This window comes from Streptomyces sp. CB01881 (genome assembly GCF_002953255.1).
In the GTDB taxonomy this organism is placed as follows: domain Bacteria; phylum Actinomycetota; class Actinomycetes; order Streptomycetales; family Streptomycetaceae; genus Kitasatospora.
Genome location: NZ_CP026498.1, coordinates 2,170,368 through 2,187,042, shown reverse-complemented (window position 1 = coordinate 2,187,042; position 16,675 = coordinate 2,170,368). Strand labels below are relative to the sequence as shown.

General features: G+C 73.1%; 17 protein-coding genes and 1 tRNA gene. 6 read left to right on the top strand and 12 right to left on the bottom strand.

Annotated elements, in window-relative coordinates; genetic code table 11:
* Positions 1-68 precede the first annotated feature (68 nt).
* On the top strand, positions 69-896 hold the full coding sequence (locus C2142_RS09540; RefSeq protein ID WP_148641988.1) for a serine hydrolase: 828 nt from the start codon (positions 69-71) through the stop codon (positions 894-896).
* On the opposite strand, the gene C2142_RS09535 is transcribed toward C2142_RS09540, so the two are convergent.
* The 7 genes from C2142_RS09535 to C2142_RS09505 form a co-directional block, all read right to left on the bottom strand.
* The gene (locus C2142_RS09535) at positions 803-1,876 is read right to left on the bottom strand and encodes an aminotransferase class I/II-fold pyridoxal phosphate-dependent enzyme (RefSeq protein WP_148641987.1); all 1,074 of its coding nucleotides are present in this window, start codon (positions 1,874-1,876) and stop codon (positions 803-805) included. The genes C2142_RS09540 and C2142_RS09535 overlap by 94 nt on opposite strands.
* 119 nt (positions 1,877-1,995) lie before the next feature.
* Positions 1,996-3,129, bottom strand: a complete 1,134-nt coding sequence (locus C2142_RS09530) for an FAD-dependent monooxygenase (protein WP_148641986.1) — start codon at positions 3,127-3,129, stop codon at positions 1,996-1,998.
* Between the two features lie 36 nt (positions 3,130-3,165).
* Positions 3,166-3,717 (bottom strand): ATP/GTP-binding protein, encoded by a 552-nt coding sequence (locus C2142_RS09525; RefSeq protein ID WP_148641985.1) that lies wholly within the window; start codon positions 3,715-3,717, stop codon positions 3,166-3,168.
* Positions 3,718-3,811: 94 nt separating this feature from the next.
* Positions 3,812-4,177 (bottom strand): DUF742 domain-containing protein, encoded by a 366-nt coding sequence (locus tag C2142_RS09520; protein ID WP_148642316.1) that lies wholly within the window; start codon positions 4,175-4,177, stop codon positions 3,812-3,814.
* 58 nt (positions 4,178-4,235) lie between these two features.
* On the bottom strand, positions 4,236-4,667 hold the full coding sequence (locus C2142_RS09515) for a roadblock/LC7 domain-containing protein (protein ID WP_148641984.1): 432 nt from the start codon (positions 4,665-4,667) through the stop codon (positions 4,236-4,238).
* Complete coding sequence (locus tag C2142_RS09510; protein WP_241003158.1) at positions 4,664-7,531, bottom strand: nitrate- and nitrite sensing domain-containing protein; 2,868 nt, start codon at positions 7,529-7,531, stop codon at positions 4,664-4,666. Before C2142_RS09510 ends, C2142_RS09515 begins: the two co-directional genes overlap by 4 nt.
* 384 nt (positions 7,532-7,915) lie before the next feature.
* Positions 7,916-8,611: a FadR/GntR family transcriptional regulator gene (locus C2142_RS09505; protein ID WP_148642315.1), complete on the bottom strand. Its 696-nt coding sequence runs from the start codon at positions 8,609-8,611 to the stop codon at positions 7,916-7,918.
* A gap of 258 nt (positions 8,612-8,869) precedes the next feature.
* On the opposite strand from C2142_RS09505, the gene C2142_RS09500 reads away from it, so the two are divergent.
* From C2142_RS09500 to C2142_RS09495, 3 genes are all read left to right on the top strand, one after another.
* Positions 8,870-10,540, top strand: coding sequence for a 2-isopropylmalate synthase (locus C2142_RS09500; RefSeq protein ID WP_148642314.1), 1,671 nt, complete (start codon positions 8,870-8,872; stop codon positions 10,538-10,540).
* Positions 10,537-10,662 carry a hypothetical protein gene (locus C2142_RS41490; RefSeq protein WP_277347248.1) on the top strand — a complete coding sequence of 42 codons (126 nt, stop codon included), beginning with the start codon at positions 10,537-10,539 and terminating at the stop codon, positions 10,660-10,662. The genes C2142_RS09500 and C2142_RS41490 overlap by 4 nt, the downstream gene beginning before the upstream one ends.
* A 131-nt stretch (positions 10,663-10,793) precedes the next feature.
* Positions 10,794-10,865, top strand: a tRNA-Glu gene (locus C2142_RS09495).
* A gap of 121 nt (positions 10,866-10,986) precedes the next feature.
* On the opposite strand, the gene C2142_RS09490 is transcribed toward C2142_RS09495, so the two are convergent.
* Positions 10,987-12,390, bottom strand: coding sequence for a DHA2 family efflux MFS transporter permease subunit (locus C2142_RS09490; RefSeq protein WP_241002472.1), 1,404 nt, complete (start codon positions 12,388-12,390; stop codon positions 10,987-10,989).
* Positions 12,391-12,521: 131 nt separating this feature from the next.
* Here C2142_RS09490 and C2142_RS09485 point away from each other — a divergent pair, with 131 nt between their 5' ends.
* Positions 12,522-13,190 carry a helix-turn-helix transcriptional regulator gene (locus C2142_RS09485; protein ID WP_148641983.1) on the top strand — a complete coding sequence of 223 codons (669 nt, stop codon included), beginning with the start codon at positions 12,522-12,524 and terminating at the stop codon, positions 13,188-13,190.
* Positions 13,191-13,283: 93 nt separating this feature from the next.
* Here the strand turns inward: C2142_RS09485 and C2142_RS09480 are convergent, their stop codons facing one another.
* The 4 genes from C2142_RS09480 to C2142_RS09465 all read right to left on the bottom strand — a co-directional run bounded on the left by C2142_RS09480 (position 13,284) and on the right by C2142_RS09465 (position 15,881).
* A complete protein-coding gene (locus C2142_RS09480; RefSeq protein ID WP_148641982.1) occupies positions 13,284-13,808 on the bottom strand; it encodes an N-acetyltransferase in 525 nt (174 codons plus the stop codon).
* Positions 13,809-14,092: 284 nt separating this feature from the next.
* Positions 14,093-14,725, bottom strand: a complete 633-nt coding sequence (locus tag C2142_RS09475; RefSeq protein ID WP_148641981.1) for a class I SAM-dependent methyltransferase — start codon at positions 14,723-14,725, stop codon at positions 14,093-14,095.
* Between the two features lie 110 nt (positions 14,726-14,835).
* The gene (locus C2142_RS09470; protein WP_148641980.1) at positions 14,836-15,072 is read right to left on the bottom strand and encodes a DUF397 domain-containing protein; all 237 of its coding nucleotides are present in this window, start codon (positions 15,070-15,072) and stop codon (positions 14,836-14,838) included.
* Positions 15,069-15,881: a helix-turn-helix transcriptional regulator gene (locus C2142_RS09465; RefSeq protein ID WP_241002471.1), complete on the bottom strand. Its 813-nt coding sequence runs from the start codon at positions 15,879-15,881 to the stop codon at positions 15,069-15,071. Before C2142_RS09465 ends, C2142_RS09470 begins: the two co-directional genes overlap by 4 nt.
* A 196-nt stretch (positions 15,882-16,077) precedes the next feature.
* Here C2142_RS09465 and C2142_RS09460 point away from each other — a divergent pair, with 196 nt between their 5' ends.
* Positions 16,078-16,533, top strand: a complete 456-nt coding sequence (locus C2142_RS09460; RefSeq protein WP_148641978.1) for an ATP-binding protein — start codon at positions 16,078-16,080, stop codon at positions 16,531-16,533.
* The last annotated feature ends 142 nt before the right edge of the window (positions 16,534-16,675 follow it).

The following is a 16,675-nucleotide window of genomic DNA, read 5'->3' as shown; positions in this document are numbered from 1 at the left end:
GGAGCCGGACAGGGGGCGGCGGGCGGCGCGGGGTTTGCCCGGAGCTCCGCCCGGGAACGTGGGCGGGCATGGTTTCCGTGGTGGTGGCGCCCTGGGGCGGCGAGCCCGTCCTCGTCCGGGCCGGCGACGAACTGCACGACGCGGCGAGCACGATGAAGGTGGCCGTGCTCGCGGCGCTGTACCGGAGCGGGGCGGATCTCGACGCCGAGGTGCCGGTGGTGAACCGGTTCGCGTCGGTGGCGGGAGGGGAGTTCGGCAACGACCCCGGCTGGGACAGCGACCCGCAGCCCTGGGCGCTGCTCGGCGGCACGGCCCCGCTGCGCACCCTCGCCGAGCGGATGATCACGCACTCCTCCAACCTCGCGACCAACCTCTGCCTCGCGCGGGCCGGGCACGAGGCGGTGGCCGACGTCTGGCGGCGGGCGGGCGCGACCCGCAGCGCCAGCCCGCGCGGGATCGAGGACTACGCGGCGCGCGACGCGGGCGTGCACAACCGGGTGAGCGCCCTCGATCTGGTCCGCCTCCTCCAGTCCCTCGCGGACGAGCCGGAGCTGCTGGCCCTGCTGGAGCGCAACGCCTTCCGGGTGGACCTGGCGGCGGGGCTGCCGCCGGGTACCCGGATCGCCTTCAAGAACGGCTGGTTCCCCGGGGTGCGGCACAGCGTCGGCCTGGTCCGCCCCGAGGACTGCCCGCCGTACCTGCTGGCGGTCTGCTACACCGGTCCGCTGGCCTCGGGCGAGGACGAGGCGGACCCGGCGGCCCGGCTGCTGGCGCGGGTCTCGGCGGCGGTCTGGCAGCGCCGTCACGACATCGCGAGTGCCTCCAGCCCGTCCAGCGCGGCCTCGTTGAGCAGGTTGATGCGGACGAAGCCGGGGTGGCCGGGGAGTTCGAAGTAGCGGCCGTCCAGGGCGAGCAGGCGGTCGGCGGGGGCGCTGGGGCGGGCGAACAGGAAGTAACCGGTCTCGATGGCGGCCTGGGCGGTCAATGCCGTGCCGGACGACAGGCGTTGGTGGTTGGCGCGGATGTGGCCGACCAGCTGGTGGTTGCCCTCGGCGCGCATCAGGTCGGCGGCGCGGTGGGCGAAGAGGCGGTCGGCCACGGTGACGTCGCCGTGCAGGTTGAGGTGGAGTTCGGCGAGCGGTTCGCGCAGCGGCTCGGGGACCAGCAGGTGGGCGCAGCGGTAGCCGTGGATGGACAGGTACTTGGTGGGGCAGACCATCCGCACGGTGAGGCCGCGGGGCAGGACGGCGGACTCCTCGCGCCGGCCGCCGTCCCAGCGCAGGTACTGGAAGGTGCCGTCCACGAACACGAGTGAGCCGGTGGCGAGTTGCCAGTCGGCGATCCGTTCGAGGACCTCGGCGGGGACACGCCGCCCGGTGTACCAGACGGGGTCGGTGAGCAGCAGGACGGTCCGCTCGTCGGGCAGGGCCGGCTCGAACCCGGCCTCGTGGGCGTGGTCCTCGGCGACGGCGACCGGGTCGATGCCGAACTGCCGGAAGAAGTAGGCGAACTTGTAGTAGAGGGGCGGGAGGTAGTGGACCCGGGTGTGGCCGGCCAGCCTGAGCCAGGTGCAGAAGGTGCCGATCAGGCTGCTGGAGCCGCCGGCCGGGACGACCTGGCCGGGCGAGCAGGGCTCGTCGTCGTAACTCTCGTGGAGCAGGGCGATCTTGGCGCGCAGCGCGTGGTCCTCGTCGATCGCGGAGTAGCGGGTGACGTCGCCGAGGCAGTAGGGCGGGGTGTGGGCGAGGTCGCCGAGGTAGTCGGCGACGTAGGGGTGGCCGCCGTTGTAGTCGGAGACGAAGAGGCGTCCGTCCGGCCGCCGGCGGGCCCGTTCCACGGCCTCGTGCAGATCGAGCATGCGGAACAGCGACGACATCCCGTACCCCTCAAGCCGGCCACGCTACGTGTCGGACGGTCGTCAAGTCTGTCCGCGGCCCTGCGCGGGCACAAGCCCGCACAGGGCCGTCGGGGTGACGGCGGCGCGGCGGCGCGGCGTCAGTACGGCTGGACCAGGACATGCGCGGCGCCCGGGATGCCGACCTTCAGCAGCTCGTCCTCCTCCGGGGTGGTCGGGGTGCCGGTCTCCTGCTTGAGGACGGCGCGGGACAGCGCCTGCACCCACATCGCGCGCGGCCGGCGGCGCTCCTCCCAGGCGGCCAGCGCGGTGGCGACGTCCTCGGCGTCGTCCAGCGACCGGGCGAGGACGAGCGCGTCCTCGACCGCCATCGCCGCGCCCTGGGCCAGGTGCGGGGTGGAGGCGTGCGCGGCGTCGCCGGCCAGCACCACCCGGCCGACGTGCCAGGGTTCCTCCACCGTGACCTGGGAGATCCGCGAGTAGACCACCGCGGACGGGTCGGTGACCTGCGCCAGCGCCTCGGCGATCGGGCCGCCGAAGCCGGCGAGCCGCTCGGCGAGCTGCTCGTGGGCGTGCTCCCGGTCCGGGCGGAAGCCCTCGGCCTCGGCGAACACCGAGCCCAGGTACATGAGTTCGTCGGTGATCGGGGTGAGCAGCGCCTTGGCCTTGAGGTTGCCGGCGGACATCACCACGCCCTGCACCTCGGGCAGGCGCGGCAGCGTGACCCGCCAGTTGGCGAAGCCGGTGTACTCGGGCGTGTACGTGTCGCCGTACAGCCGCCTGCGCAGCGGCGAGCCGATGCCGTCGAAGCCGACCACCAGGTCGTAGCGGCCGCGGTGACCGTCGGAGAGGGTGACGTCCACGCCCTCGCCGTCGTCGTCGAGTCCGGTGATCGTGGCGGAGAAGCGGAGCGACGCGCCGGCCTCGGTGGCGGCGGCGGAGAGCACCCCGGCCAGGGCGGGGCGCGGGATGCCGTTGTTGGAGGGCGCGTCGCCCATCCGGGGCTGCGGGATCCTGGCGAGGGTGGCGCCCGCCGGGTCGCAGACGGTCAGCACCTCCCACTCGAAGCCGGCGGCCAGGCAGGCGTCCAGCACGCCGATCTCGCGCATCACGTGGAGGGCGTTGGACGGCTGGATGATGCCGACGCCGAGTACCTCCAGCTCGTCGCGCAGCTCGGCGACGTCGACCTGGTGGCCCCGCCGGGCGAGGGCGGTGGCCAGGGTCAGGCCGCCGATCCCGCCGCCGTGGACCAGGACGCGCAGGGGTGGGGTCATGACGGTTCTCCAAACAGGGCAGTGGGAGGGCGGGGCTCAGCCGACGGGCGCCGGCGGGACGGCGGCGAGGTCCATCAGGTGGTCGACGAGGGCCAGCAGGAGGTCCCGTCCGTAGGTGCGGTCGCGCACGTCGCCGAGGAGCATCGGCACCTGCGGGTCGAGGTCCAGGGCGGCCCGGATCTCGTCCGGCGTGCGCGTGTTCCGACCGTGGAAGCAGTTGATCGCGACCACGAACGGGATGCCCCGGCTCTCGAAGAAGTCGATCGAGGCGAAGCTGGTCTCCAGCCGGCGGGTGTCGGCGATGACGATCCCGCCGAGCGCGCCGTTCACCAGGTCGTTCCACATGAACCAGAAGCGTTCCTGGCCGGGTGTGCCGAACAGGTAGACCACCAGCTCGGGGCTGACGGTGATCCGGCCGAAGTCCAGGGCGACGGTGGTGGTGTCCTTGCTGTCGACGCCGGTGAGGTCGTCCACGCCGACGCTGGCGCGGGTGAGGTACTCCTCGGTGCGCAGCGGCGCGATCTCGCTGACCGAGCCGACCAGCGTGGTCTTGCCGACGCCGAAGCCGCCCGCGATGAGGATCTTCACGGCGGCGGGGGCGTCGGCCGCGCCGGTGGTGCCGGCCCTGTCGGCGGTGCCGGGGGGGGGTGGAGGGGGGCAGGGGTGCGGTCGGTGCCATGGTTCAGAGTCTCCGGAGTCCTTCGCGTACGGCCGTGAGCAGACCGAGGTCCGCGCCCCCGCCGGCCCGGGCCACCGAGAGCGGGGCGCGGGCCAGCAGCAGGCCCTGGGAGACCAGGTCGCCCAGGAGGATCTTGGTGACCGAGACCGGCAGGTCCAGACCGGCCGCCACCTCGGCGACGGCGGCCGGGCGCCGGCACCGGTCCAGGATCATCCGGTGCTCGGGCTGGAGCCCGCGCGAGCCGGAACGGGAGCCCCGGGCCAGGGCCGCGCGGGCCTCGTCCTCGACGGTGGTGAGCACCGTGATCAGGGTGAGGTCGTCGCGCTCGGGCGCGGTGCGGCCCCGGGTGATGGTGTACGGGCGCACCATCGAGTCCGAGCCGTCGTCCTCGTCGGGCAGCTCGCTCCAGTGCGGGGTCACCGGGGCATCAACCCCGGTTCCTGGCCGCGAAGGCGTCGAACTCGCCACGGACCGGGGTGGTCAGCTTCTGGCCGACCTGCTGCACCAGGGTGTGCATGGCCACCGACATCACCTCGGCGTCCACCTCCTGGGAGGCGACCACGGCCAGGTGGGTGCCCTGGGCGGCGGCGATGATGAACAGCCAGACCTCGGACAGCTCGACGATGACCTGGTGCACCGCGCCGCCGTCGAAGAGCTGGCCGACGCCGCGGGCCAGGCTCTGCTGGCCGGTGGCGACGGCGGCCAGGCGTTCGGCGTCGGCGCGCTCGATGGAGCGGGAGTGGCTGACGACCAGGCCGTCGTCGGAGAGCAGGACGGCGTTCCTGGTCCCGGGCACCGAGTCGACGAGTCCGTCGAGCAGCCAGTCCAGGTCCTGGTGGGTGGCGATCGTACGGTTCATGGCTGCTCATCCGTCCTTGTGGTTCGGGGGTCCGCGACGGGGGGTGCCCAGGGGGAGGGGGCGGGCGCGGGGGTCGGGGGCCCGGCGGGTTCGGTGGGGCCGGTGGGGGGAGCCGGGTGGGTTCCGTGGTCGGCGGTCCGGTCGGGGAGGAGGCCGGGCGCCCGGTCCGTGGTCCGGTCGGGGAGGTGGTGCTCGCCGGAGTCGTGACCGCGGCCGTGGCCGCGCGCCGCGCGGGACTGCCGCTGGAAGGCGCCGATCGCCGCCCCCGACCGCCGTACCGGGCGCTGGAACGGGCCGGCCGCGCCGGGCTGGCGCCCGGTGGAGGCGTCACCCGCCGGGGCGGGGCCGTCCGGGCCGGGCGTGTGCCCGGTCCGGGCCGGCGGGAGGCGCAGCTCGGCGGCCAGGCTGGCCTGGCGGATCCGCTGCGGCAGCGGCGGCTGCCCGCCGCCGGGTTCGCTGAGCGGCACCGAGGACGTGTACTCGCGCCGCTCCCGCCGCTCGGCGAGCCGGTAGTGGTCGGCCGGCCGGTACTGCTCGTCCGCGTACGGGGCCTCGGCGGGGGTCACCTTGGCGTACGCGATGTCCGGGTAGGCGGGGTTGTCGTACCCGGGGGCCGGGGCGGGCCCGGCCGGGTCGGACGCCGGGGTCCCGTCGGGCGGGGTGTCGTACGCGGGCCGGTCGCCGTACCCGGCGGCGTACGCCGTGCCGAACGCCGTGCCGTCCGCCGGGGAGCCGTGCTCGACCGGCTGCGCGGACTCCGCCGGCTGCTCCAGCGGCTGGACGTACTCGACGTGGGCGAACGCCTCGACCGGCGCCGCCCCCGCGGCCGGCGGGACCAACAGGATCTCCGGCGGCTCGGCGCCGGCCGGTCCGGGCGCCGCGTCGCCGTCCTCCGCCTCCGGGGCGGGCGTCACGGCGGGCACCGTCCTGCGGGGGCGCCGGGTGAGCGGGACCGGCGTGGCCGGGGTCGCGTCCGGAAGGCCCGCGTCGCCGTCGATGACCAGCTCGGCGGGGACGAGCACGACGACCCGCGTCCCGCCGAAGGCCGACGGCCGGAACTCGATCCGCAGGCCGGTGTTGGCGGCCAGCCGGGAGACCACGTAGAAGCCGAGGCGGATGTCGTCCGCCCGGGCCAGCACGTCCGTCCGGGGCGGACGGCTCATCAGCTCGTTGGCGGCGTCGTACTGGGCCGGGTCCATGCCGAGCCCGCGGTCCTCGATCTCGACCGCCAGCCCGCGGCCGACCATGGCGGCCCGCACCTCGACCGGTGTCGGCGGCTTGGAGAAGCTCGCGGCGTTCTCCATCAGCTCGGCGAGCACGTGCGCGACCGGGCCGACGGCCCGCTCGGAGAGCCACGGGTGGCCCTCGACGTCCAGCATGATCCGCCGGTAGTCCTGCACCTCGCCCTGGGCGGAGCGGAGCACGTCCAGCAGCGGGACGGGCTTGCGCCAGCGCCGCTGCGGCTGGCCGCCGGCCAGGATGACCAGGCTCTCCTCGTAGCGGCGCAGGCGGGCGGTGAGGTGGTCGAGGTCGAACAGGCCCTCCAGCACCTCCGGGTCCTCGTGCTTGCGCTCCAGCTCGTCCAGCTTCTTCAGCTGCTGGCCGATCAGCAGCTGGGTGCGGCGGGCGATGCGCTGGAGCAGCCGCTCGAAGCCGCGGTGCTGCTCGGCCTGCCGGACGGAGGTCGCCAGTGCGGAGGCGCGGGCCAGGTTGAGCGCCTGGCCGAGGCGGGCCAGTTCGTCGGTGCCGTTGCCGTGGTCGCCCGCGGTGACCGCCCGGGTCTCGGCCTCGACGTCGACCTGCTCGCCCTGGGCGAGGCGCTCGACGACCTCGGGCAGGGTGCGCTCCAGCTCCTGCGCCTGGGTGTGCAGTTCCTTGATCCGGCGGCGCAGCGAGCGGGTGAGCCGCCAGCTGGTGACGATCACGGCGACGACCGCGATCAGGCCGATCACGGTGGTCAGCGCGAAGGTGGTGAGCAGCGAGAGGAACGAGGCCTTGCCGACCTCGACGATGCCGCTGGTCCGGGTCTCGATGACCTTCACCAGCTGCGGGTTGAGCTGGTCGACGGCCTGCCGCCACTGCTCCTGGGCGGCCGGCAGCCTGACGGCGCCGCCGGCGTCCGCGGTGAGGGGTCTGGTCAGCGACTGCTCGACGGCGGACTTGGCCTGCCACGCCGGGCTGGTCATCAGGTCCTGCCAGGCCGCGGCCTCGTCGGCCGGGAGGTAGGGGACGACCTGGACGGTGAAGAGGTGGTCCTGGGCGCCGATGGCCTGCTGGACCTGCTGGAAGTCGCCGGTGGCAAGCTTCCCGGACGGCCAGCCGCGGGCCAGGACGGCGTCCTCGCGGGCCAGCATCTCCTTGGCCCAGAAGGCGTTCACCAGGGTCTTGGAGATCCAGGTGACCTCGCCGTTGTCCACGTGGCTGAGTGCGGTGAACAGTCGCAGGTCGACGGCGATCAGGTCGGTGTAGTAGGTGAAGACGGCCTGCTGGTCGACGGCGCCGCGGTCGACGGCGGACCGCTGCTCGGCCAGTCTGCCCAGGGCCTGCCGTGCCTCGGCGACCGCGCTGCGCACCTCGGCGGGCGCGTTGCCGGCGGTCTCGCCGGAGAGGGCCTGGAACTGGCGCACGGCGTCGTCGGTGGCCTGGCGCTGACGGCGCAGTGCCTCGGCGACGCTGCCGGGCCGGGCGAGCGACTCGGCGCTGAGCCGGCGCTCCTCCTGGAGGTTGTAGTAGACGATGTTGGACGGCTGCCCGGCCTTCTGGGCCAGCAGGCCCTGGTCGGCCTGGCGGTTGAAGTCCGCGAAGGTCTGGCCGCTGGTGACCGCCCAGAGGACCGCGAGGGCGACACTGGGGACGACGGCCAGGACGAGCAGTGCCGTTCGCAGTGACAGGCGTGGCCGCCTGCGGGGGGTCTTCGGCGTCGGGGGCCGCCGATTCGCACGCGCGCGCAGAGCTGACTCCTAGGGGAAGGCGGTCGGCCTGGTGGGCCGGACCGTCCGGGCACGGGCTTTTGACGAGGCGATACTAGTCATACCGTGTAATAGGAGTGAAAATCCGTTCGCTGTCTGGACCGGATGCACACACAGCCTTAACACAATGTCATTCGCGGGTTCATGATTGGTGGGCGAAGGGCCGTTGTCGTACGGGATGACCTGCAATGACGCCTTATCAGGGCAGATGGGGGGTGGCTGGCGGGGCACCCCGGGGGTGTCCGGGGGGATCGTGTGAGAAGTGTGTGCCGGTGCCGCTCAGCCCGCGAGCAACCGTGCCCGGGTCGATTCCAGTTCGTCCGCCAGCACCCGCCCGGCGCCCTCCGCATCGCCCCGGCGGACCGCCTCCACCAGCTCCGCGTGCGCCGCGTAGCCGTGCCCCGGGTCGCCCTTGCGCAGCTCCAGCAGGGCCACCAGATGGACCAGGTGCTCCCTCAGGACCGGGACGAACTCCGCGAAGAGGTCGGACAGCACGGGGTTGCCGGCGGCCGCCACCACCGCACTGTGCAGCGCGATGTCGGCGTCCACGAAGACCGCGTCCGCCGCCCCGCCGGCCTCCCGGCGGGCGGTCAGCGCCCGGTCCAGCGCGGCCAGGTCGGCCTCGCCGCGCCGGACGGCGGCCAGCCGCGCCGCCTGCACCTCGACCATCGTCCGGACCTCGTACACGTGCGCCAGCTCCGCCCTGCGCAGCCGTGCCGACCAGTCCCCGCCCGGCCGGTCCGCCGTCACGAAGACGCCCGCGCCCTGGCGGCTGCGCACCATCCCGGCCCCCGCCAGCGCGCGCAGTGCCTCCCGGACCGTCGACCGGCCGACGCCCAACTCCCGGGCCAGCGTCACCTCGCCCGGCAGTCTGCCGCCGACCGGCCACTGCCCGGCGGCGATCTGCTCGGCGATCCGCCGGGCGGCCTGGTCGACCAGGGGAGAGGGACGGAGGGGGTCGCCGAGCGAGGACATCGCGTTCACCTGACAGGTTGTCTGAGGAGTTGGTTGGCGGCTACCGTACCCGGCATGAAGCCGTGGAGTCTCCTTCTTGGTGGCCGCAGCGGGGTCTGACCGGACCGGCACCCCGCTGCGGGGTGCCGTGCTGCCGGTTCGTCCTCCGGTACCGACCGCTCGCGAAGGACCTTCACCGTGCGATTTCCCACGCTCCGCACCCCCGCCGGCCCCGTCCCGGCCGCCGCGCCCGCCTGGAACCCGCAGCGCGGCAGCGCCATGCCGCACCACCGCTACCGGCCCGCCCACGAGCGCGTCCGACTGCCCGCCGGCGAGCCGCGGGACTGGCCCTCGCGCCGGATCGCGCAGGCCCCGCTCTGGGTCCCCGTCGACCTGCGCGACGGCAACCAGGCGCTGGCCGAGCCGATGGACCCGGCGCGCAAGCAGCGGATGTTCGACCTCTTCCTGGCCATGGGCTTCAAGGAGATCGAGGTCGGCTACCCCTCCGCCAGCCGCACCGACTTCGACTTCGTCCGCCGGCTGGCCACCACCCCCGGCGCCGTCCCCGAGGACGTCACCGTCGTCGTCTTCACCGCCGCCCGCGAGGACCTGATCGACCGCACCTTCGCATCCGTCGAAGGCCTGCCCAAGGTCGTCGTCCACCTCTACACCGCCACCGCCCCGGCCTGGCGCGACGTCGTCCTCGGCCGCGACCGGGACGAGGTCCGGGCCCTGGTCACCGCCGCCGCCGGGCACATGGCCCGGCGGGCCGGCGACCGCCCCGGCCTGCGCTTCGAGTTCTCGCCCGAGGTGTTCAACCTGACCGAGCCGGACTTCGTCCTGGACGTCTGCAACGGCATCACCGCGCTCTGGGACGCGAGCCCCGACCGCCCGGTCATCCACAACCTGCCCGCCACCGTCGAGATCGCCACCCCCAACGTCTACGCCGACCAGATCGAGTACATGCACCGCCACCTCGACCGGCGCGAGGCGGTGATCCTCTCCGTCCACCCGCACAACGACCGCGGCACCGGCGTCGCCTGCGCCGAACTCGCCGTCCTGGCCGGCGCCCAGCGGGTCGAGGGCTGCCTGTTCGGCAACGGCGAGCGGACCGGCAACGTCGACCTGGTGACGCTGGCCCTCAACCTGCACACCCAGGGCGTCGACCCGATGATCGACTTCTCCGACATCGACGAGATCCGCCGGACCGTCGAGCACTGCAACCGCCTCCCCGTCCACGAGCGCCACCCCTACGTCGGCGACCTCGTCCACACCGCCTTCTCCGGCACCCACCAGGACGCCATCAAGAAGGGGTTCGCCCACCACGCCAAGACGGCGGCCGACCTGGGCGTGCCGGCGGCGCAGGCGCCGTGGGCCGTCCCCTACCTGCCGATCGACCCGGCCGACCTGGGGCGCGACTACGAGGCCGTGATCCGGGTGAACAGCCAGTCCGGCAAGGGCGGCATCGCCTACCTGCTGCAGACCGGGCACGGGCTCGACCTGCCGCGCCGCCTCCAGATCGAGTTCTCCCGGGTGGTGCAGGAGTCGGCCGACGACAGCGGGCGCGAGGTGACCGCCGAGGAGCTGTACGCGCTGTTCCGCGCCACCTACCTGGACGCCGTGGTGCAGGTCGCGTGGCGCACCGGGGAGGAGGGCGGCCGGCACTGGGCCGAGGTCGGCCCGCACCGGGGCGAGGGCAACGGCCCGCTGGACGCCGTCACCGCCGCCCTGCGCGCCGGCGGAACCGCCGTCGACATCCTCGGCTTCACCGAGCACGCCGTCCGCACCGGCCCCGACAGCGACGCCGTCGCGTACGTCGAGGCGCGGGTCGGGGGAGAGGTGGTCTGGGGCGTCGGGCGGGACTCCTCCGTCCTCACCGCCGGCGTACGGGCCGTGCTGAGCGCCGTCGGCCGCGCGACGGCGAACGGGCAGGAGAGGATGCCGGTATGACGCCCACACTCCCCACCCGGAGCCAGGCCGTGGCCGACGCCCTCGCGGCGGCGGGCCTGCCCGGTGAGATCCGTGTCCTGCCCGACTCCGCCCGCACCGCCGCGGAGGCCGCCGCCGCCTGAGGTGCGGGGCCGGTCCCGGGCCGGGTGCGGCCCCGCCGGCAGGGCCGATTTCACCTCACGGTCATCCGCTGATAAGTTCTTCCACGTCAGCGGGACGAGATCGCGAAAGTGATCGAGCCCCGGACTGTCAGGCGTCGGTGGTGCAGCGGTAGCACGCCCACTTTCAGTGGGAGGGGTTCGTTCAATTCGGGCCCGGCGCTCCAACGCGTAGGGGCGGAAGTCGTTTCGACTTCCGCCCCTTTCGCTTTCCCCGAGCCGGTGGCGAGGCCGGTATGGCGTGTGGCATGTGGCCGTGTGGTGCGGTCCCCGGGGGGTGGCCGGCGGCTACCGGTCGGCGGACGGGCGGGGGCCCGGCTCCGAGGACCGCGCCACCGCGAAGAGGAACAGTCCGCAGGCTGTCACGAGCAGCCAGCCGGGGCGCGACGCACCGGCGAGTCCGTCGGGGCCGACGCCGGCCACCAGCCCCCCGGCGACGGCGATGCCGACCGCCGAGCCGACCTGGCGCGCGGTCGAGGTGATGGCCCCGGCCACGCCGGCCCGGGACGGCGGCAGGCCGGCGACCGCGGTGTTGGTGATCGGCGCGTTGGCAAAGCCGAAGCCGATCCCGAGCAGCAGGTAGGCGAGCAGGAGCAGCAGGACGCTGGTGTCCCGGCCGAGATCCACCAGGCAGAGGCCGCCGGCGGCGGTGAACCCGCCCGCAAGGAGGAGCGGACGTCGCGGTCCGAGACGCCCCACCAGGGCGCCGGACCAGGGCGCGCACAGGGCGGCCCCGAGCGCCAGCGGCAGAGTGGCCGCCCCGGTCGCCAGCGGCGTCCAGCCCCGGGCGTGCTGGAGGTAGAGCGTGTTGAGCAGCAGGCTCGTGTTCAGCGCGACGAACACGGCCACGGCGCCCAGGACGGCGGTGGCGAACGGCGCCCGCCGGAAGAGCCCGAGGTCCATCAAGGGATCGCTGCTGCGCAGCTCGACCCGGGCGAACCCGGCCGCCGCAGCCACGACCAGGGCGTAGCCGGCCAGCGCCAGGGGCGACGTCCAGCCGATCCGCGGGCCCTCGATGAGAACGGCGACCGAGGCGCACAGGGCCACGGTGAGGAGCAGCTGGCCGGGCAGGTCGAGCGGCCTGGCGCGCTGCCCGCGGGACTCCGGCACGAACACCGTGACCAGGACGAGGGCGCCGATGACGACCGGTGCGTTGATCCAGAACACCGATCGCCAGCCGAACGCCGCGATCAGCGCCCCGCCGGTGACCGGGCCCGCCGCCATGCTGAGCCCGAAGACCGACGCCCAGACACCGATCGCCCGGGCCCGCTCCTGCGGGTCGGGCATCGCGTTCACCACGATCGCCAGGGCCACCGGGCTCAGCATCGAGGCCCCGACCCCCTGGACGGCCCGCGCGGCGACGAGGAACCCCAGCGACGGGGCCACCGCGCAGGCGAGCGAGGAGAGGCCGAAGACGACCAGCCCGGTGCGGAACACGCGACGGCGTCCGAAGCGGTCCGCGAGGGCGCCGGAGGCGATCAGGAGACTGGCCAGGACCACGGTGTAGGAGTCGACGACCCACTCCAGGCTGCGGGTGTCCACGCCCAGGCCGCGTCCGATCTCGGGCAGGCCGACGTTGACGATCGTGGTGTCCAGGCCCACGAGGAACATGCTCAGCGCGCAGACGGCCAGGACCGTCCACCGCCGGCGGGTGCTCAATGCGGGTTGAGCAGCCAGAACTGCTGTGGTCACGGGCCCACCTTCCGTTCGGCATCGCTTGCGGCCCCATGCTCGGACCGGGGGCCGGTGCCGGCCCAGGGTCTTTGCGAAGACTGCAAAATGGTCCCCATGAACCGCATGGACCGGATGAAGCGGAGGACCGGATGAACCGCGTGGACCGTACGGACCCGGTGGACGCCTCGCACGTGCCGGACGCCTCGCACGCCTCGCAGACCTTGCACGCCTCGCACGGTCCGGACGACGGGGTCGCGGAGATCCTCGACAGCATCGGGCCGCGGCTGCGGGCCCTGCGGCGCGACCGCGGCCTCACCCTCGAAGCGCTCGCGGAGGAGAGCGGGATCTCCGTGAGCACGCTGTCGCGCCTGGAGTCCGGCAAACGGCGCCCGACGCTCGACCTGCTCATCCCGCTCGCGCGGACCCACCGCGTCGCACTGGACCAGCTGGTGGCGGCGCCCGCCACGGGCGACCCGCGCGTCCACCTGAAGCCGCAGCGCAGGAAGCGCGGCAGCGTCCTGGTGCCCCTGACCCAGTACCCCGGCCGGGTCCAGGTCTTCAAGCAGGTGCTCGGGCACCGTGAACCGGAGCTGGTGACCCACGCCGGCTACGAATGGCTCTACGTGCTCGCCGGTGAACTCCGGCTCATCCTCGGCGGGCGCGAGGTCACCCTCCGTCCGGGCGAGGTGGCCGAGTTCGACACCGGCGAACCGCACTGGTTCGGCCCCGCCGGCGCGGACGCGGTGGAGATCCTGCACCTCTTCGGCCCCCACGGCGACCAGGCCGTCGTCCGCACCGGCCCGTCGGCGACGCCGTGATCCCGTGCCGTGACGGCCCCATCGACGGGGCAGCAGCCGGGCGGCTGCGACCCCGTCATCGGTGACGTTGCGTCAGTTCCACTGCCTCCGCGCTTACATGCCGAACGCCGCCGCCCAGCGGGCGGTGCCGGACGGCAGCGGGTCGCCCTCGTTCAGGCTGAGCGCCATCCACGCCTCGTCGGGCACGTCCATGGTGAGCTCCATGCCGTGCGCGGAGGCGCGGACGAAGCCGAACCGCGGGTAGTACGTCGGGTGCCCGAGCAGGAACACGAAGCGCTCACCCGCCGCGCGGGCGGCATCGAGCGCGGCGAGGACGGTGGCAGAGCCCGCGCCCGAACGCTGGTGGTCCGGGTGCACGGAGACCGGTCCCATGGCGAGAGCGGGGACGTCGCCGATGAACGCCCGGGAGAGGACGACGTGGGCGACGGGCGTGCCGGTCGGGTCGGCGGCCGGCGTGGCGACGAAGGAGAGGCCGCCGATCCAGCCCGCGTCGGCGCGCAACGCGGCGAGGAGGTCGGCCTCGTGCGCCCGGCCGAAGGCGGCGAGGGTCAGGGCCTGGACGGTCGGGACGTCCGAGGGGGTCTCGGTACGGGTGAGCCAGGAAGAAGTCGAGGACATGGTGAACCCTTGGATGAAGGGCCCCGGCGCAACGCGGAAAGTACGGTCAGACCAGGGCCCGGGAGATGAGGACGGGCATCCGGGCGCTGCGCAGCACAGGCGCAGCGGTCATCACCGCGGCCACAATCTCACCTTCCCCGTCTCTCTCGGCATCCTGGTCCAGCACGGACGAGGCGACCGTAGCAGGGCGAGGGCTTCGCCGCTCCTGATTTAGCGGTGACGCGGACAGGCGGCGGACGCGGCAGGCAGGGGCAGGGCCTGCGCCGGATCCGTGAACACGGAGGTCATCCCAGCCTGCGGGCCAGCAGATACGCGCGCTCGGTGTCCGCCTCCCCCGGATACGGCCCGCGCATCAGCGTTGCCTCTACGGCGAATCCGGCAGCAGCAAGGCCTGCGGCCACCTCTTCGGGGCGCAGGGCGAAGAAGTCGAGCGAGACCGGACGGTCAAGCCAGGAGTCCAGGCGCCGAACCTCCTGGCCCGCGTGGAAGGCGGCGAGGACAAGGCCTCCCGGCCGCAGGACCCGGGCGAACTCCTCATAGGCCGGCTGTCGCTCCTCGACCTGGAGATGGATCAGCGAGTAGAACGCCACGACACCGGCAAGTTCTCCGTCGCCCAGGGGAAGATCGAGCATCGATCCGACCCGCGCATCCAGGCCGGGCCTCCGTGCCCGGGCCACTTCCACCATGCCGGGTGACACGTCAAAGCCCAGGACCGGAACTCCGAGATCGGCCAGGAAGCACGCCACCTGGGCAGGTCCACATCCCACGTCGGCAACAGGGCCCTCCTTCGGGACCTGCTCGGCCAAGGCCGCCAGCATGGCGCGGTCCAGCGGCTTGGAGGCCAGATCCGCAGTGAAGCCCTGCGCGTACACGTCCGCGACCGCGTCGTAGGAGTCCCGGATGGAGGTGCTGTCCATCCGGCCAGTATGCGACACGCCTTCAACTCAGGGGCGGTGGCCCCATCGGGGGCCCAATACACCGCCGGCCGCCCACCGGGTGGTGGACGGCCGAGGCGGAAGGTGGTGCGTCAGAGGGAGGCGGCGAACTCCACGAACGCCTGCCAGGCAGCCGGCTCGAAGGCGAGCTGCGGGCCGGTCTTGTCCTTGGAGTCACGGACGTGGACGGCCTCGGTCGCCTCGGCGATCTCGATGCACTGGCCGCCTTCGTTGCTGCTGTAGCTGCTCTTGCGCCAGGCGACCTCGACGCACGCGCCGCCCTCGTTGCCGCTGTAGCTGCTCTTGAACCATGCCATCTTCGTGCTCATCGTTCTCCCAGCATCTTCTCGATCGGGGACAGGGACTCCTGTGGAGTATGCGCCTGCGCCCTGAGGGTGCCGTATCGCGCGCTCATGATACGGACTTCCTCCTGATCCGTGATCAGTCTGCTGCTCTGCTGGGCCTCCACATACCCGTTCTGGGCTCGGCCTTTGGGCGTGATCAAGGTGAACGGGCCACCCAGTCCTGGGTGCTCGAACCTCTCAAGTGGCATTACCTGAAGGGTCATGCCACGCGCCCGTCCCACGGTCAGCAGGTGTCGTAGCTGGCCCGTATGCACATCCCAGCCCCCAAGCGGTCGGTGGAGCACGCTTTCGTCGATTACCCAGCTGAAGATCGCTCTCGGCCATCGCGTCAGAACCTCCTGGCGCGCCATTCGGGCGGCCACCCGGATCTCGATCACCTCCTCCGAGAGCAGAGGCTGACGCATTCCGTACAGTGCCCGCGCATGTTCCTCGGTCTGCAAGAGACCAGGGATTACCAGCGAGCTGTACTCGTGGAGCTCGACCGCCTCCGCCTCCAGCCCTGCGAAGTCCCGGAACCACGCCGGGTGCCGCACCCGGGCCTTCGCCTTTGCCCGCTGCACATCGTCCTTCGCGATGCTCAGCAGCCCACCGGCGTTGAGGAGTTTGTCCGCCGCGTCCAGCAGCTCCGGCTGCGGCGTGCGCTTTCCCCGTTCCACCGAGCCGATCATGGCCTCGGTGTAGCCGACGTGGTGGCCCAGCTCCTTCTGCGTCATCCCCGCACGCTCGCGCAGCAGCTTGATTTGCTTGCCGAGGGCGCGGAAGAAGTCGGACACCTCCGCGAGGTCCTCCGCCAACTCCGGCCTGGCCTCGCCGCTTTCTCCGCCACCCCGTACGTCACCCATTGCGACCACCCCTGATTTCAGGTCACGCCCAACAGCCCGAACGGGCCACGGTATGCACCCGGACAAACACTCCCCGTGTCCGCCTGATGCATGGTCAGGGTACGCCCGGCCCTGCACGCTATGGCCCATGAAGTCCGAAATTCCCGTAGACACCGCGGCCCCGCGCCGTCTCGCGACCCTTCTCACGCCCACCCCCAAGGGCGCCGCGATCGGCCGCCGGATCGCGCGGCAGCAACTGACCGCCTGGCGCATCAACTCCCTTGCCGAGGAGCCGTTCCACTCCGCCCTGCTGATCATCGCCGAGCTCGCTGCCAACGCCTCCACCCACGGCCGCGTCCCGGGCCGACGCTTCGAGCTCGCCCTCGCCCTCTCCGCCGACCCCCACGTGCTCCGCATCGAGGTGTCCGACTGCCGGGGCGACCGGCGCCCTGTTCTTCCCGTTGCCTGCGCGCCCGACTCCCAGTCCGGACGCGGCCTCGTCCTGATCGACGCCCTCGCCGACCGTTGGGGTACCGAGTCCCGCCACCCCAATGCCAAGACCGTCTGGGCCGAACTCGACCTCCCCGCCGCCCATGCCGCCTGAACGCCCCTCTGCGGCCAGGGTCTACGCCCTCACCTTCCTTCCCGTCACCCTCCTCCTTGCTCTCACCGCCTGGGTCTGCCCCACCCACCCCGCCAAACTTCCGCAGCCGCCCCCGGCCATAGCAGCCCCCACCACTCCAGCC

Excerpts from the sequence above, each read along its gene's own strand:
- C2142_RS41490 (WP_277347248.1), top strand. The coding sequence starts at position 10,537 with ATGACGCCCACACTCCCCACCCGGAGCCAGGCCGTGGCCGACGCCCTC.
- C2142_RS09535 (WP_148641987.1), bottom strand. The coding sequence starts at position 1,876 with ATGTCGTCGCTGTTCCGCATGCTCGATCTGCACGAGGCCGTGGAACGG.
- C2142_RS09475 (WP_148641981.1), bottom strand. The coding sequence starts at position 14,725 with ATGGACAGCACCTCCATCCGGGACTCCTACGACGCGGTCGCGGACGTG.
- C2142_RS09460 (WP_148641978.1), top strand. The coding sequence starts at position 16,078 with ATGAAGTCCGAAATTCCCGTAGACACCGCGGCCCCGCGCCGTCTCGCG.
- C2142_RS09485 (WP_148641983.1), top strand. The coding sequence starts at position 12,522 with ATGAACCGCGTGGACCGTACGGACCCGGTGGACGCCTCGCACGTGCCG.
- C2142_RS09500 (WP_148642314.1), top strand. The coding sequence starts at position 8,870 with ATGCCGCACCACCGCTACCGGCCCGCCCACGAGCGCGTCCGACTGCCC.
- C2142_RS09530 (WP_148641986.1), bottom strand. The coding sequence starts at position 3,129 with ATGACCCCACCCCTGCGCGTCCTGGTCCACGGCGGCGGGATCGGCGGC.
- C2142_RS09470 (WP_148641980.1), bottom strand. The coding sequence starts at position 15,072 with ATGAGCACGAAGATGGCATGGTTCAAGAGCAGCTACAGCGGCAACGAG.
- C2142_RS09515 (WP_148641984.1), bottom strand. The coding sequence starts at position 4,667 with ATGAACCGTACGATCGCCACCCACCAGGACCTGGACTGGCTGCTCGAC.
- C2142_RS09480 (WP_148641982.1), bottom strand. The coding sequence starts at position 13,808 with ATGTCCTCGACTTCTTCCTGGCTCACCCGTACCGAGACCCCCTCGGAC.
- C2142_RS09520 (WP_148642316.1), bottom strand. The coding sequence starts at position 4,177 with ATGGTGCGCCCGTACACCATCACCCGGGGCCGCACCGCGCCCGAGCGC.
- C2142_RS09505 (WP_148642315.1), bottom strand. The coding sequence starts at position 8,611 with ATGTCCTCGCTCGGCGACCCCCTCCGTCCCTCTCCCCTGGTCGACCAG.
- C2142_RS09540 (WP_148641988.1), top strand. The coding sequence starts at position 69 with ATGGTTTCCGTGGTGGTGGCGCCCTGGGGCGGCGAGCCCGTCCTCGTC.